This is a genomic window from Ensifer sp. ENS07, from assembly GCF_014852185.1.
Lineage (GTDB): Bacteria > Pseudomonadota > Alphaproteobacteria > Rhizobiales > Rhizobiaceae > Ensifer > Ensifer adhaerens.
Genome location: NZ_JACVBE010000007.1, coordinates 132,154 through 146,344, shown reverse-complemented (window position 1 = coordinate 146,344; position 14,191 = coordinate 132,154). Strand labels below are relative to the sequence as shown.

Here is a 14,191-nt window from a genome sequence, read left to right as displayed (position 1 = left end):
CCTCAAATCTTGAGTTGCCAGATTTTCGCGCCCTTCACGGCGCCGGTCAGCCTTGCCGATCGCGCGGCGGCAAATCCCGGAATGCGCTTGGTGCCTGTCCAGCGGCCGTTGTCGGCAAAGACCTCGATCGAGCCCGCATCGAGGAAGATGCGCAGCTGCGAAGGTCTGGCGCCTGACGCCAGATATCGCGGTGGCGGCTTGCCGGTACCGGCATCGAAGAGGATTGCAAGGCCCTCGTCATCGAGCCTGACGCCAAGCGCGACATCCGGGTGATCGAGGACGAGCTCGAAAGCCGCGCCGGCCCCGGGCAGTGCAAGCACGATCTCAACCGCACCGCTTTCGAGTGGAACCGTTTCGCCCGCAGCAAGGGCTGTTTCATCGAGCAGCCTGTGGCGCAGGCTTTCGACTGCCGCGACCGGCGGCGTCAACACGGCACCCCCATCGAGAAGCACGCGACGCGGCAAGGTCATCGCCGTCGGGAAATCGTCCTTCTTGGAAAAGTCTGTCCAGTTGGCAAGCCAGGCGATGCCGACCGGTTCGTCGCCGTCGACGAAGGCCTGGAAGGCGTAGGCGTCGGAGCCGAAATCCAGTTCCTGTTCGAATTCGGCCGTGAACGCCCGGCCGTCGAAGCGGCCGACGGTGACGGATGTGAGGTTGCGCCGGCCGGTGGCCGGGTCACGGCTTGTGAGCAGGCCAAAGATCAGCGCCCAGCGGGTCTCCGGATCATCCGCCATGCCGCCGACCGGCAGCATGCACGGGCACTCCGCTGCGGTCATGCCGAAACCGTCCTCGCGATGGATGATGTCGAGGAAGGTCCAGCCCGTGGCACCCTGCAGATCCGCCGTCTCGTAAAGCAGGACGACACCGCCCGATCGGTCGCGACTGCCAAGCAGCATCTTCCAGCGGCCGTCCGGGCCCTTGAACACATAGGGATCGCGGAAATCAGTCGTGAGGTTCAGACCCTGCGGACGGATAGGCAGGATCACCTCGGACGGGCCGGCAACGATGCCGTCTCGGCTGACGGCCGAGAGCTGGATCTGCTCCTCCGGCTCCCGATCTCGCACATGTTCGGTGTAGAAGACCCGGATGTCATCCCCGTCCGTCCCGGAGACGGGGACGGCCGAGCCGGAAAAGGCGCCGCCACGGCCATCGTCCTTTTCCGACAGGTGATCCGCCGGAAACAGGAACATCGACAGGTGCGTCCAGCGGATCCAATCTTTGGAGACCGCATGGCCCCAGTGCATGGTGTTCCAACGCAAGCCATGCGGATAGTGCTGATAGAAGAGATGGCCGAGGCCCTTGAACCGGCCGAAGCCGTTCGGGTCGTTCATCCAGCCGAAGGGCGGACGGAAATGGTAGCTGCCGGGAACCTCAGGCGGCGCTGTGCGGACGTCGTGATGGAGGACGCGGATCCCCTCCTCCAGCACCGTGTGCGGGTGGAACGCATAGGCGACCGAGAGCGCAGTTGTTTCCGCATCATAGGCAAGCACCGTGCGGCCAGTCGTCCCGAGCGTCACCGCGAAGAATTCGAACTCCTCGGCGCGGCGCGTGGATGGACCGGCGATCTCACTGCGGTCTAAGGTGACGGACAGTTTCGCCTCGTCGCCAATTTTGCGCGCCTTCAGCCAGAGATGCAGCACGGTCCCGGCCGGGAGTTCGGCCTCGATGATTTCAAGCACGGGGCTCGCGGGTCTTGTCTGCGAAGTCATAGTCAACCTTTCACGGCGGAGCCGACGAACGAACTTACGAACCAACGCTGGAAGGCGAGGTAAAGGATGAGGACGGGGATCATCATCAGCACGGACGCGGCCATGGCGCGGTCCCAGTAAATGCTGTCCTGCCCGAAGAAGGTGGCGATCGCGACGGAGATCGGCCGGGCATAGTCGGTCTGGGTGACCAGCGTCGGCCACAGATACTGGTTCCAGCTCTCGATCCCCATCAGGATCGAGACCGTCGCAAGCGCCGGCAGGCTGAGCGGCATGTAGATCGACCGGTAAATGCGAAACGCCGACGCCCCGTCCATCTCCGCAGCTTCGTAGAGTTCCTTCGGCAGTTGCGCGAAGAACTGGTAGAACAGGAAGACATAGAGCGGGCTTGCCACCCAGGGCAGGATCTGCACGGCAAACGTATCCGTCAGGCCCGCCCGCGACATCATCACGACGAGCGGCATGATGATGCTTTCCTGCGGGATGACGTAGAGCGCGACCACGAGGGCAAGCAGGATCGCCTTGCCGCGCAGCGCCCCCCAGGCGAGAACGAAGCCTGCCATGGAATTAATGATCAGCCCGGACACGACGGTAACAACAAGGATCACCAGCGAGTTGACGAGGTAGCGGCCATAGGCAAGTTCACCCGAAAAGTTGGCGATCTCCCTGTAGTTCGACAGGGTCGGGTCGCTGACCCAAAAGGCGCGGAAGCTGCCCATGTCCGCAAGGATGCGGAAGCGGTCATCCTTGAGGCTGGCGATCAGCAACATGAAGAGCGGCGAGATCATCACAAGAGCGATGATGAAGATGCAGACGGTCTGGACGACACGCAGGCCCGTCTTGCTGTTGCCGCGGGGGATTGCCAGCGGGGCTGGCTGGCTGAGCACGAGATCAGACATCGAAGCGCCTCAGGAGTTTGCGCTCGAGAAGCGCGATCAGAAGAACGATGACGAAGAGAATGACGGAGACGGCGGATGCGTATCCGAGCTTCTGTTCCTCGAAGCCGGCACGCACCATGTAGTGCACGACGGTCTCCGTGCTTTCCTTCGGTCCGCCCTGGGTCAGGATCGCAACCTGCGTGTAGAGCTTGAAGGCCTGGATCGTAGTGATGACCAGCACGAAGACGTGGGTCGGACGCAGGCCCGGCATGGTGACGTGCCAGAATCGGCGAAGCGCGCTCGCGCCGTCGATGCGGGCCGCGTCATAAAGTTCCTCGGGAATGCCCTGCAGGCCGGCGAGGTAAATGATCATCTGGAAGCCATAGGCCTGCCAGGCCGAGAGCAGCACGATCGAGAACATTGCCCAATTGGGGTCGCCGAGCCAGTCAATCGGCTGGATCATGCCGCCGGACAGGAAACCGACGATCTGGTTGAGCGGACCGCTCGGATATTGGAACAACGTGCCCCAGATCACGCAGACAACCACCATGGATGTAATCGCCGGCAGAAAGAACATTCCGCGCAGAAGGTTCTGCATCGGCAGCTTCTGGTGCAGCAGCAGCGCCGTCAGGAAGGCAAGACCGCACTGAACCGGCAGCACCCAAACGGTGAAGCGGGTGACATTCCAGAGCGACGTCCAGAACAGCGGATCGGCGAACACCCGCTGGAAATTCAGGAGGCCGACGAAACGCACCGGCGTCGGACGCGGCACCAGCGGCTGATTGGTCATCGCCGTCCAGAAGGATAGAAGAAACGGCGTGATCAGGAAGATGGCGAGCAGCAGCACGGCCGGTGCGATCATCGCGACCTCCTGCCAGAACCGCTGCCGGTCGCGCCGCCTGGCGGGGTGCGGCAGCGCGGGCATGGACGTCTGTTGCAAGGTCATTGTCTCCTCCTCATTGCTCATCCTCCCGAAATCGCGCAGGGCCGGCCAGAGAGACGGCCCTGCGAAAAACGCCCTATTGCTGCTCGTCGAAGGGCGGGTAGCCGGCGTTGTCCTCGATGTCCTGGTCGATCTTCTTCGCCGCGGCCGTCAGTGCCTCCTGCGCATCACCGCCGTTGAAGATCTTGTCGACCGCCTGCATGAAGGCCGAGGTGATCGTCGGATAGGCCGGGTGCGGCGGACGGGCGACTGCAGTCTTCGAGGCCTGCTCGAAGGCGACGGCAAGCGGCCCGCCTTCAGCGTAGAGCGGGGATTCTGCCGCAAAGCTCTTCAGCCCCGGATAGGCCGACTGGGTCTTTGCATAGTCGCGGTAGTCCTTGTCCTTCAGAAGGAAGCTCAGGAATTTTCCGGCGGCCTCAGGGTTTTCGGAGCTGGCGGAGATGCCCCAGATCCAGGTGCCGTTCGGGCTGACGCCCTTTTCGCCGATCTTCGGCAGCGGCATGACGACGATGTTGTCCTTCATCGCAGCGGCAGCTTCGGCGTAGAACCAGTGCCCACCCATGGCGAGCGCTGCCGGCTGCCCCTCTGCATAGAATTGGTTGGTACCGGACGACGTGGGAACGACCCAGCCGTTTTTCACCCAGGTCTGCATCATCGTCAGCGCCTTGACGCAGGCTTCGCTGTCGAGGGTGCCGCTCGCCTTCCAAGCCTTGCGATCGATCAGGTCGCAGCCCGCACTTTCGAGCAGCGGGCCGTAGGCATAGGTAATCCACTCGGTCTTGATCCCGTAGCCGCGGAACGTGTCGATCGGCCACTTCACGCCTTCGAGCTTGGAGAGCTTTTCGAGATAGCCTTCGAACTCCTCGCGCGTCCATGCATCGTCGACGGATTTCGGAATGCGTGCACCGATGGCTTCGAGATACTTTTTGTTGCCGTAGAGTACGACCGAGGAGTCGGTAAGGCCGATCGCATAGAGGTCCTTGTCGATCGGGTAGGTGCCCTGGGCGATGTTCGAACCGGTCATGTGCTCCACAAGAGTGCAGAAGACGCGAAAAGTGCACTAAGTAAACGATTACCCAAATAAGTCGTCATTGATCTTCTCCTCCTATTCAATTCGACAAGAATGCTGGTTGCTAGACCGATGCCCGCTCGACCAGATGAAACGGCAGCTTTCGCAGATGCGGCGGCTCAGGCTCCCCTGCGAGCAGGATCTCCATGGCCAGGCGCCCCATCGCGCGGTGCGGCAGGGCCATCGTCGTCAACGGCGGATCCAGCCGCGAGGCAAGCTCGACCTGGTTGTCGAAGCTGGCCACCGCAATGTCGTCCGGGATTTTAAGGCCGGCGCGCGCAAGGGCCGCATAGACTTCCATTGCGACACGGTCGTTGCCGCACAGGATCGCGTCCGGCCGCTGACCGGTGGCCAGCAATGTCTCGACATGCGACGCGACGAGGCTCGGAGCACGGTCGCTATAAACGCTGCGGCGCACGGCCGGAAGCACACCAATCGGTTCGATGCCTGCCTCTTCAAGGGCTGCGCGAAAACCTTTTTCCCGTAGCGCCCCGGCAAGGATACCTGGCAGGTTGATGAAGGCGATGCGGCGGCGCCCAGAGGCGAGCAGGTAACGCACGATCTCGCACGCCCCACCTTCTTCGTCGGGGACCAGTGACGTGACGCGCCCGGAGGCCTCGCGGCAATTGATCATCACGCCGACGGAGCCCGCGAGTGCCGGCGGCAGATCGACGTCCTTGTGGTACATGGCGGCATAGGCAACGGCACGCGGACGGAACTGCTGCACCTCGTCGACCACCGAGCCGATTGACTGTCCGCTGCTGTGATTGACGGCAAACACCGCCATGCCTGCACTGCGCGCGGCACCATCGAGCCCGCGCACGATTTCGGTGGCGAACGGCGAAATGATCAAGCCATCGGAAACGACGCCAACCAGCGGCAGCCATCCCTGACGCACACCGCGCGCGGCGAGATTGGTAACGTAACCCAGTTCCTCGGCGATCGCCTTGACCTTCTGGCGCGTATCGTCCGACATGCGCGCGGAGCCGCCGTGCAATGCGCCGGAGACCGTCTTCACCGAGACGCCTGCACGCTCCGCAATGTCAGAAAGCGAGATTGCCACGATGCTTCTGAACTCCGTTGGGTTATCGATTACCCTATAGTTTGAACGGCGGTCTTTTGTCAAGCGCACCCGACGGGTACTTGCGACTTCGCCGACAAATCGCTGGTTCGTTGCAGGCGTGAATCTGACCCGAGCGATCCCTCTGCCCTTCGTTGCCCGTGGCCAAGGCGTCACGGCCGTCTTCCCTGGGGACCAAGCGAAGGCGGCGCAACGCCGTCGAATGCGAGAGCAAGATGGAATATGACCTTCTCGCCGCAGCCAGCGCCTTGATGGCCACCTATTTCGGCATCCTGCACCGCACGACAGAATGGCTCGCCCAAAATGGCCTGCCAGGGCTGCGCCTATCTCGCGCCCCTGTTTGCCGGCTTTCCGAAGCGGCAATTCACGCAGGCAAGGATGTCGATTTCGTCGCCTGAGCCGCGAGTTTGCCACCAACGGCGGTCTCAACGAACAGATGTTCCGGGACTTCGACGAAAGGGGCGGAACCCAAGCGCTGACGCGAGCGCTCGGCAGAGTGTTCGACCGGATCAACAACCGCTGACAGGTGACACTCGCCGCCATTTCGCCCCATGCGGCTGATTAGATTACGAATTCCTCCTCATAGGTCTGCGGCTCGGGAACGACCGTGACCTCCACCGGTACGATCCAATTGGCCGCGTAGCTCTCGAAGTCGGAACGCTGCTGGTCGGGCTGCACGCGCCCCGCCCCATCGACCGCGCGACATCGTAGTTTGTATCGCCCCACCTTTTCAGGGGTCCACATGTACTCCCACAAGCGCCATGCAAAGGGACGTTCTGCTTCGAGGAGGCTTCCCTCGCGCCAGCCCCGACCATCTTCGGTGCAGACCTGCACCTGCCGGATAGCAGCCTCGCCGCCCCAGGCGGCTCCGAAAATTCGATACGGTTGGCCGGCGATGAGGCGCGCGCCCTGCACGGGTCGCGCGATCTGCGCTTTGACCTCCATCTCCGTAAGGGGGACCAGTCTCGGTTCCCCGAGGTTGCGCTCCCAACGGAAGTACTCACGCGCCTGCCAGTAGCCAAGGAACGGTTGTTCCAAAACCGTGATATGGGTGATCCACTTGACCCAAGCCATGCCGAACCAGCCACCCACTACCGCGCGTAGCGGGTAGCCGTGATCGCGCGTCAACGGCTCCTCGTTCATCGAATAGGCAAGGATCGTGCTTTGCGCGGTGGCCTTCTCAAGCGGTAAACTGCGCGCAAAAGCGATGGGGCCAGGAGAAGCCGTTTTCTTGTTCGCGTCGACGACGCCGCTGTCTGCGCCCACAAGCAGGACCTCACGCGCGGTTGGCTTAACGCCCGCCATTTCCAGAATCTCGCGCAGAAGAACTCCTGTCCACGCAGCATTGCCGACGGCTCCGTTCTGCCACTGCAACCCCTCCTTCGGTGGCACATAGTAGACGCGGCCATTCCCGGCGCATTCGACGACGGCAGTCAAGGTCGTGCTCCGCATCGCCTTGATGCTGTCGAGGTCAAGTTCGAGTGGCCGCGCCACAGCCCCGTCAACGCGCAATCTCCAGTCTCGCGCATCGAGGTCTGGCGAGGGGAAATGGTTTCGCACGAAGAACAGCTCGGTTGGGATCAGCCAATCGGAGAGCGACGCAAATGGAAACTCGGTGTTCTGTGGGGATTTTTGTCGAACTATCAGGCTGGGTTGCTCTGGTGTCGGCATCGTTCTCTTCTCCCCTTCCAACAGAACAACCTCGGTATCCACTCCCGCGAACTCCGCTTAGATGACACCGCCCCTCGCAGTGCGTCTGTCGCGTTCCGCCCTCGGTCGCATTCTAGCCCATACCGCACGTTCCCAGCATCGAGCTCGGACGGCAGCATGCTGCTATGGGCACACGTCTCTTTCGCGCCGGCTTGTCGTCGAGACAGTACCGCTGGAGAAGACCAGCAACATGTTGTTGGCAGGCATCTCGATCGTCTCGCGGAGAACAAGTCCAGCGGCCTCACCCAATTGTTCAAGGTCAGCGATATCACGCACACCCCAGGATGGGTTGCGCTCCTTTAAAGCGGCGTCGAAAGCAGCATTCGAGGGGGCGTTGTGTACCCCGTCGCGCATAAAGGGACCGTAGAGAAGGAGAAGCCCACCATCGTGAAGCAAACGGCCAGCTCCTGCGAACAATCCTGAGCTTGCCGACCATGGCGCTATGTGGATCATATTGATCGATACGATGGCGTCAAAATGTCCCGTTTGTTCGACGATCCATTCTCCTGAGCACACATCAATATCCCGCGGTGCCAGCACATTCTTCAGCCTTGAGAATTTGATCCAGCTGGACGTGCTGGCGCGGGCGTCGGCATCCGGATCGCTCGGCTGCCAGATGATGTCTGGCATTGCCCCAGCAAAACACACGGCGTGCTCGCCGGTCCCGCATCCAATCTCCAGCACGGTGCCACGCGTTTGAAGGACACGTTGTAGGACCGCGAGGATCGGCGCCGAATTTCGCGCAGCGGAAGGTGAGAACATGCGCTGGCCGGCGCTGACGTCGCGCTGTTCCAGCGCAACAGGCGAACGGTCCTTCTTTTCTGGGAGCATTGGCCTGTATTCCCCTTTGGGCGACGTCTCCACCTTATAGCTGAAATGACTGAAATCAAGGATTTCAGACTTGCAAAGGGCCGTCGGTGCTGCGTTCGGCCGAGGACGACCGAACGTCTACTTCGCGTCAGATCACGTTCCCGCCAAGTTCAAGGTCTGGACGCCGCACGGGAACGACCTCTGAGTGAGTGTCGTTCCCGTTCGGGTTCCATCCATTATGTCGTCTGTCTGCGAGTGCGAATTGCAGTTCGTCGCGAAATGAGCCGCATGCCGTGAGCCGTTGGAACTCAAGCAAGCGTCGACCTGAAAGCGCCGCCGTCGAGCAGGATATTCTGGCCGACCATGTAGCCTGCGTACTGGCTGCAAAGAAATGCCGCGGCAGCGCCGAACTCCTCGATCGTGCCGAAGCGCCCGGTCGGATTCTCCGCATGCGCCTCCTGCCGCGCCTGTTCTATCGAGATGCCCTTCACTTCCGCCCTTCGCTGGAGAAGCACGGCGACACGATCGGTCTCATGCGACCCTGGTAGGAGGTTGTTGATCGTTACGCCATGTTTCGCGACTTGCCTCGCCGTCCCTGCCACGAAACCGGTCAGTCCGCTGCGCGATGCGTTGGACAGGCCCAACTCCGGGATCGGTGACTTTACTGACGCGGAGGTGATGTTGACGACGCGCCCCCAGCTCCTATCGATCATACCGGGCAGAACCGCTTTCATCAGCAAGATCGGGGTCAGCATGTTGGCGTTCAGTGCGTTCAACCATTCATTCGTCTCCCAATCAGACCAGAGCCCAGGCGGCGGTCCCCCTGCGTTGGTGACGAGGATGTCGGCTTTCGGTTCCGCTTCGAGAAGCTCTTGCCGTCCTTCTACGGTCGTCACGTCCGCTGCCACGGCATAGACTTCGGCACTTGTCAGCTCGCGAAGCTCTCTCGCGGTGGCCTCCAGCGTGTCCCGGTTACGACCGTTCAGGGTAACGATCACGCCCGCCTCTGCGAGCTTCTGCGCCACGCCTCTGCCCAGCCCTTTCGAGCTCGCGCAGACGATCGCGCGCTTACCGCTTATTCCCAAATCCATCGTGGTTCCGTCCTTCTATTGGATCACATCTTTTGCGATTTGCTCAACCGCGTGGACGAGGCCATCGACCTCTCCCGCAGTATTGAAATAACTGACCGAGGCTCGAGCTATCTCCTGCAGTCCGCGCGCGGTCATGTCGAAGGGCGTGTAGGGTACGCCGTTTGCCCCGATTGAGATACTCTTCTCGGCTAGCTTGCTTCTCACAACCGATGCCGAAATTCCCTCCACGGTGAAAGAAACAAGGCCCGACTGTTTCTCCCCGAGATCGCGCACCTCAACCGCCGGAATACGTTTCAACCCTTCCCGAAGCCGGGTTGCCAGTAGGGCGATGCGGGCTTGGATTGCCTCGACACCCAACTCCGAAGCCAGCGCGATCGCTTCGCCGAGCCCCAGGAGCAGTGATATAGGCGCTTCGGACGTTTCGAATAGACGAGCGTCTTTCCTCAGCTCGACTTTTCCATTCACGAGAGGGCCGGAGCTCACATCAACGAAACCGGGATCGAGCTTCTCAAGGAAATTGGAGCGAACGTAAACGAGAGCCGTTCCGCGCGGCCCTCTAACGTATTTCCTGCCGGCCGCCTTGAGAACATCGCAACCTATCCTCGACACGTCGATCGGCAGTTGACCAAGTGCCTGCCCGGCATCCACGAAGTATGGGATGCGAGCCGCGTTGGCGACCCGCCCGATGGCTTCGGCGTCGTTTATCAGTCCCCCGTTGGCAGGAAGCCATGTAAGCGAGATCATGCGCACCTTGTCGTCGATCATTGTGGCAAGAGCGTTCGGATCGACACTGCCGTCTTCCGTGCAAGGAATGGTCTCGATACTTGCCCCGGCATGGCTTGCCGCACGCTGCATCGATGCGACATTACCGCCCCATTCCTGTCGGCCAATTAAAATGCGCTCGCCCGACCTTAGCTGTGGCAACGCGGCAAACACGCTCCCCCAAAGGGCAGACCCCGATCCACCGAACGCAACCTCGCCTTCGTCGGCGCCGATGAACTTGGCAGCATTGTCACGAAGTATCGCGAGCTCGTGCGCAACCAGTGCGGCAGCTTCCATCGGGCCTCGCGTCGATTCCAGCATCAAGTGCCCGATAATTGCTTCGGTGACCCGCCTCGGTGGAAGCGAAGCTCCGGCGTGATTGAAGTGACTTCGCTCGGCGCAGCCGGGTGTGTCGTTGCGCAGGCTGTCGATTTTTGCGTCGGTCAGCACCTGGTCTCCTCCAGTTCCACAACCGCATCGATCTCGACGGCTGCCCCCGAGGGAAGCGAACTGACACCAATGGCGGCCCTCGTGTGCTGGCCGGCTTCGCCGAACACCGCAACCATCAGGTCGGAGGCACCGTTTGCAACCTTCGACTGATCCTTGAACTCGCTCGTTGCCGCGACGAATATGCCAAGCTTCACGATGCGACGGACAGACGAAAGCGAGCCGTCTGTATTGGCAGCGATCTGTCCGAGAAGGTTGAGGGCTGCGATACGCGCCGCTTGCACCCCCTGCTCGTGAGATATGTCCGCACCCAGGGTGCCTGCAATGATCTCACCAGCCGGCGCCTTGCTGATCTGACCGGAAATGAACAACAGGTTGCCGGTGCGGACCACCGAGATGTAGTTCGCAGCCGGAGACGTCGGCGCGGGCAGTTCCAGGTCAAGAGTAACCAGTTGGTCACGGATGGAAATCGTCATCGCTTTCTCCTTTTCTTTCTTGCTTCATGAAAGAAATCCGAGGAGCCCGCCAATTCAAAGCTTTGCGCCCTGCGATCGAATTCGTTAATGTCTGCCGTCATTGATCCCGCGAGGCATCGGCACGTTGCGCAGTTCCCCATTCCTCCCACCCCTTTCCGCGGCCAGGGTCTTCCAGGTGGTAGCAAACCGAGGGAGCTTTCGATTGGCCGGCGAGGAACTGCTCATTACGCAAAGCGCGGTGAGCCACCACATCAAGCAGCTCGAGAGTGCTCTGGGCACTCCACTCTTTCGTCGCAAGAGTAAGAGCATAGAGCTGACCGAGGCAGGCACGATGTTTCTTGCCACCGTCGACGAGGCCTTCACTGTGCTGTCGGAGGGCACCGCGCGGGTGCGCTCGCGATCCGGGCAGACCAGCTTGCGTGTGAGCTTGCTTCCCTCTTTCGCCGCGAACTGGCTGGTCAACAGACTTGGCAGTTTCCTCAAGAGCCACCCGGCGATCGAACTCGAATTGGATCCGACCCTGCGCGTTGTCGATGTCGGGCGCGGAGAAGCGGATATCGCGATCCGATTTGGCGATTTTAGCGCGAGCAAGCAGTCCTGCGTGCACCTCGCAAACGAAGATTTGTCCCCGGTGTTGAGCCCGGTGCTATACGGAGACGGATCCCAGTTTCAATCCGCATTAGACCTACTCAACCAAGAGATATTACAGGCCAAGAGCGGCCTCGAGTGGCAGCTGTGGTCGCAGGCGGCCGGATTTCCGCTTGAGAAGGCCAAGCAGACCCGGCTGACTGACTACAACATTGTATTGCAAGCTGCTCTTGACGGTCAGGGTGTCGCCATGGGGCGAGGCCTTCTTGTTCGGGAGCATATTCGGGCGGGGCGCCTGGTTAGGCCCTTGTCGGCTTCGTTGAGCTCACAGAAAGCAGCATACTGGGCAGCCTTCGACCCGCTCTCGAAGAAACTCGAAGCGATAGAGGCGTTTGTCGCCTGGTTGAAAAACGAGATGACCCTATCGGTGCCAACGTCCGGCCCCATTTTTTGATCCATGCAATCGCCGTCCGAACGGTAAGCTGCCGGCGGATACCTCTCGGCGCGCGCCACCAAGTATTTCTGCACAACACCCGAATGTTGGATGAACATGCAGGCTGGCTGTACCTCAACACCGAGGAAGTGGCGCTTCGTGGCGAACTGGAGTTGTTCCCCGGTAGAGCGGCATAGCCGGCCCTACCCCAGTGAGACACCTTCCGGTCGATATGCGATCAGATCGAAAGGCTTCCGGTCTCTCCTCACTTTTTCTTTGCGCGTGGAAAATGAAACCCGCCTAAACGGGGCGGCAACGACGACGCGGCCGCTCCCGCCCCGAAAGAACATTCTCGCCGAAGGCATGGAAACGCAACCCGGGCGATGCAGGCGGGGTATAAGGGGAGACAGCGCCCGCCCACTTGTCCGCCGACCCCTGTCGAACTAGGCTCGCATTCTGGGAGCGACCATCGAGTGGATACCCATGTCGTCATTGTCGGAGCCGGGCCGGCTGGCCTCGCGGTCGGCGCCTGCCTAAGACCGGCGGGGCTCGATTTCGTCATCCTTGAAATGGCCCATGAGATCGCCCCGGCCTGGCGACGCCACTACCGGCGGCTGCACCTGCATACGGTAAAGGTGTTCTCCGCTCTGCCGCACATGCCATTCCCGAAGGACTATCCGCGCTATGTGCCGCGCGAGAAGATGGTGGCCTATCTCGACGCTTATGCCGAGCGTTTCGAGCTACGACCGCGCTTCGGCGAGACAGTCAAGTCCATCCGCCGCAAGGACGGCGGCTACCTGGTCGAGACCGCAACGGAGACCTTCTGCGCAGGCCACGTCGTGATCGCCAGCGGCAGCAATGCTGAGCCCTTCGTTCCCAGTCTGCCCGAGATCGAGGCTTTCAAGGGCGGGCGGCTGCACAGCGCTGACTACACTGAAGCCGCGCCCTTCGCTGGCCAGTCGGTTCTGGTTGTCGGTATGGGTAACACCGGCGCCGAGATTGCGCTCGACCTTGCCGAGTGCGGCGCCCGCCCGACGCTGTCGGTACGAAACGGCATCCACATCGTGCCGCGCCAGCTGTTCGGCGTGCCGATCCAGATCATCGCCATGGCAACCCAACCGCTGCCGCGAGCGGTGAATGACAGGTTGTTCCCCATCATCCTCGACCTCGCGCTAGGTAAGCTCGAAAGATACGGCATCGCCAGGCCGAAGCAGGGCATCCTTGAGCAAGTCGACGCGGGACGCATCCCGGTCATCGATGTCGGCACGCTGAGAGCGATCAAATCCGGCGACATCAAGGTGGCACCAGACATCAAGCGTTTCACCGAGCGCGGTGCCACTTTCGTTTCCGGCAGGCATGCGGAGTTCGACAGCATCATCCTCGCCACCGGCTACCCGCCGAGTTTCGAGAAGTTCCTGCCGGCGGCATTGTGGCCCGGCAAGAGCGGCGTCACTCGCCAAGCAGCCGAGCTCGACCTTTATCTCGTCGGTTTCCACAATCCGGTGACCGGCCTGCTCAGGGAGATCGGTAAGGAGGCGGCCGCGGTGAGCGCGGATATCGAACGGCGGAGCAGCACAAAGTGAATGCGTCAAAGTTTCAGTGATGCCTGCTGCGTCCGCGCGCGCCCCAAAATATGGGTGTGTTTTCGTCTGCGCCAGGTCGGAATTGTTGTCCTGACCGTCCCCTGATTCTGAAAGAGTAGAGAATTACTACCCGGTACGCCGATCAGCGTGTCATCGCCGCCGACCTACAATAGGCCGTCCTCGTAATGGGAAAGTCCAAGGCTGGGCGCTCCGCAGGACCGGTGACCAGTTCCGGTCGATACATTACGCAATCATTTTGGCCCAGAACGTAAACAGCACAGCAACAAGTGTGCGCAGAGGTCAACCAAGGCCCTTCGCACCTGGGTCGCCGGCGTTTGCCCGAGCCTTGCTCTTGTCTGACCCAAGACTGCTCGCGCGGTTCATCCTCCATCCGGGCTAATGGCGGCACGGCCAAACGCATGATAGATTCATATTAGTTATTACGCATATATATGCTCGTACTTGTTGGTGGCGACATAATTCGCATTCCTTCAGTGAACGTTCATGGCTTGCTTAAGCTGTCGGTGGGGAATTTATCCGGCTGACTTTCCTCTCGTCGACCTTTCCGACATTCGCGGGAAGCCGGCGCAAAGTAACGGGATCGCTCGGACCGC

12 protein-coding genes and 1 pseudogene are annotated in these 14,191 nt (G+C 61.1%); 3 read left to right on the top strand and 10 right to left on the bottom strand.

Features of this window, described 5'->3' with window-relative positions; translation table 11 throughout:
* Positions 1-2: 2 nt before the first annotated feature.
* From IB277_RS21655 to IB277_RS21635, 5 genes and pseudogenes are all read right to left on the bottom strand, one after another.
* The gene (locus tag IB277_RS21655; protein WP_192371671.1) at positions 3-1,709 is read right to left on the bottom strand and encodes a GH32 C-terminal domain-containing protein; all 1,707 of its coding nucleotides are present in this window, start codon (positions 1,707-1,709) and stop codon (positions 3-5) included.
* A 2-nt stretch (positions 1,710-1,711) separates the two neighbouring features.
* On the bottom strand, positions 1,712-2,605 hold the full coding sequence (locus IB277_RS21650) for a carbohydrate ABC transporter permease (RefSeq protein WP_060584775.1): 894 nt from the start codon (positions 2,603-2,605) through the stop codon (positions 1,712-1,714).
* On the bottom strand, positions 2,598-3,530 hold the full coding sequence (locus tag IB277_RS21645; protein WP_192371670.1) for a carbohydrate ABC transporter permease: 933 nt from the start codon (positions 3,528-3,530) through the stop codon (positions 2,598-2,600). Before IB277_RS21645 ends, IB277_RS21650 begins: the two co-directional genes overlap by 8 nt.
* Before the next feature lie 73 nt (positions 3,531-3,603).
* A pseudogene (locus tag IB277_RS21640) lies at positions 3,604-4,563 on the bottom strand (extracellular solute-binding protein); the annotation flags it as partial.
* A 97-nt stretch (positions 4,564-4,660) separates the two neighbouring features.
* Entirely contained in the window at positions 4,661-5,659 is a 999-nt protein-coding gene (locus tag IB277_RS21635) for a LacI family DNA-binding transcriptional regulator (protein ID WP_192371669.1), read from the bottom strand.
* Between the two features lie 233 nt (positions 5,660-5,892).
* On the opposite strand from IB277_RS21635, the gene IB277_RS21630 reads away from it, so the two are divergent.
* Positions 5,893-6,075: a hypothetical protein gene (locus IB277_RS21630; protein ID WP_192371668.1), complete on the top strand. Its 183-nt coding sequence runs from the start codon at positions 5,893-5,895 to the stop codon at positions 6,073-6,075.
* 163 nt (positions 6,076-6,238) lie between these two features.
* Here the strand turns inward: IB277_RS21630 and IB277_RS21625 are convergent, their stop codons facing one another.
* The 5 genes from IB277_RS21625 to IB277_RS21605 all read right to left on the bottom strand — a co-directional run bounded on the left by IB277_RS21625 (position 6,239) and on the right by IB277_RS21605 (position 10,973).
* Positions 6,239-7,390 (bottom strand): sulfite oxidase, encoded by a 1,152-nt coding sequence (locus IB277_RS21625; RefSeq protein WP_371813644.1) that lies wholly within the window; start codon positions 7,388-7,390, stop codon positions 6,239-6,241.
* 120 nt (positions 7,391-7,510) lie between these two features.
* Positions 7,511-8,218, bottom strand: a complete 708-nt coding sequence (locus IB277_RS21620; protein ID WP_192371667.1) for a DUF938 domain-containing protein — start codon at positions 8,216-8,218, stop codon at positions 7,511-7,513.
* Positions 8,219-8,505: 287 nt separating this feature from the next.
* Positions 8,506-9,288, bottom strand: coding sequence for an SDR family oxidoreductase (locus IB277_RS21615; RefSeq protein ID WP_192371666.1), 783 nt, complete (start codon positions 9,286-9,288; stop codon positions 8,506-8,508).
* 15 nt (positions 9,289-9,303) lie between these two features.
* The gene (locus tag IB277_RS21610) at positions 9,304-10,500 is read right to left on the bottom strand and encodes an aminotransferase class V-fold PLP-dependent enzyme (protein ID WP_371813643.1); all 1,197 of its coding nucleotides are present in this window, start codon (positions 10,498-10,500) and stop codon (positions 9,304-9,306) included.
* A complete protein-coding gene (locus IB277_RS21605) occupies positions 10,494-10,973 on the bottom strand; it encodes a RidA family protein (RefSeq protein WP_192371665.1) in 480 nt (159 codons plus the stop codon). Before IB277_RS21605 ends, IB277_RS21610 begins: the two co-directional genes overlap by 7 nt.
* A gap of 100 nt (positions 10,974-11,073) precedes the next feature.
* Between IB277_RS21605 and IB277_RS21600 the strand changes: the two genes are divergently transcribed.
* Together IB277_RS21600 and IB277_RS21595 are read left to right on the top strand one after the other, a co-directional pair.
* Positions 11,074-12,015: a LysR substrate-binding domain-containing protein gene (locus tag IB277_RS21600; RefSeq protein ID WP_371813642.1), complete on the top strand. Its 942-nt coding sequence runs from the start codon at positions 11,074-11,076 to the stop codon at positions 12,013-12,015.
* A 452-nt stretch (positions 12,016-12,467) separates the two neighbouring features.
* Positions 12,468-13,577: an NAD(P)/FAD-dependent oxidoreductase gene (locus IB277_RS21595; protein ID WP_192371663.1), complete on the top strand. Its 1,110-nt coding sequence runs from the start codon at positions 12,468-12,470 to the stop codon at positions 13,575-13,577.
* Positions 13,578-14,191: the final 614 nt, after the last annotated feature.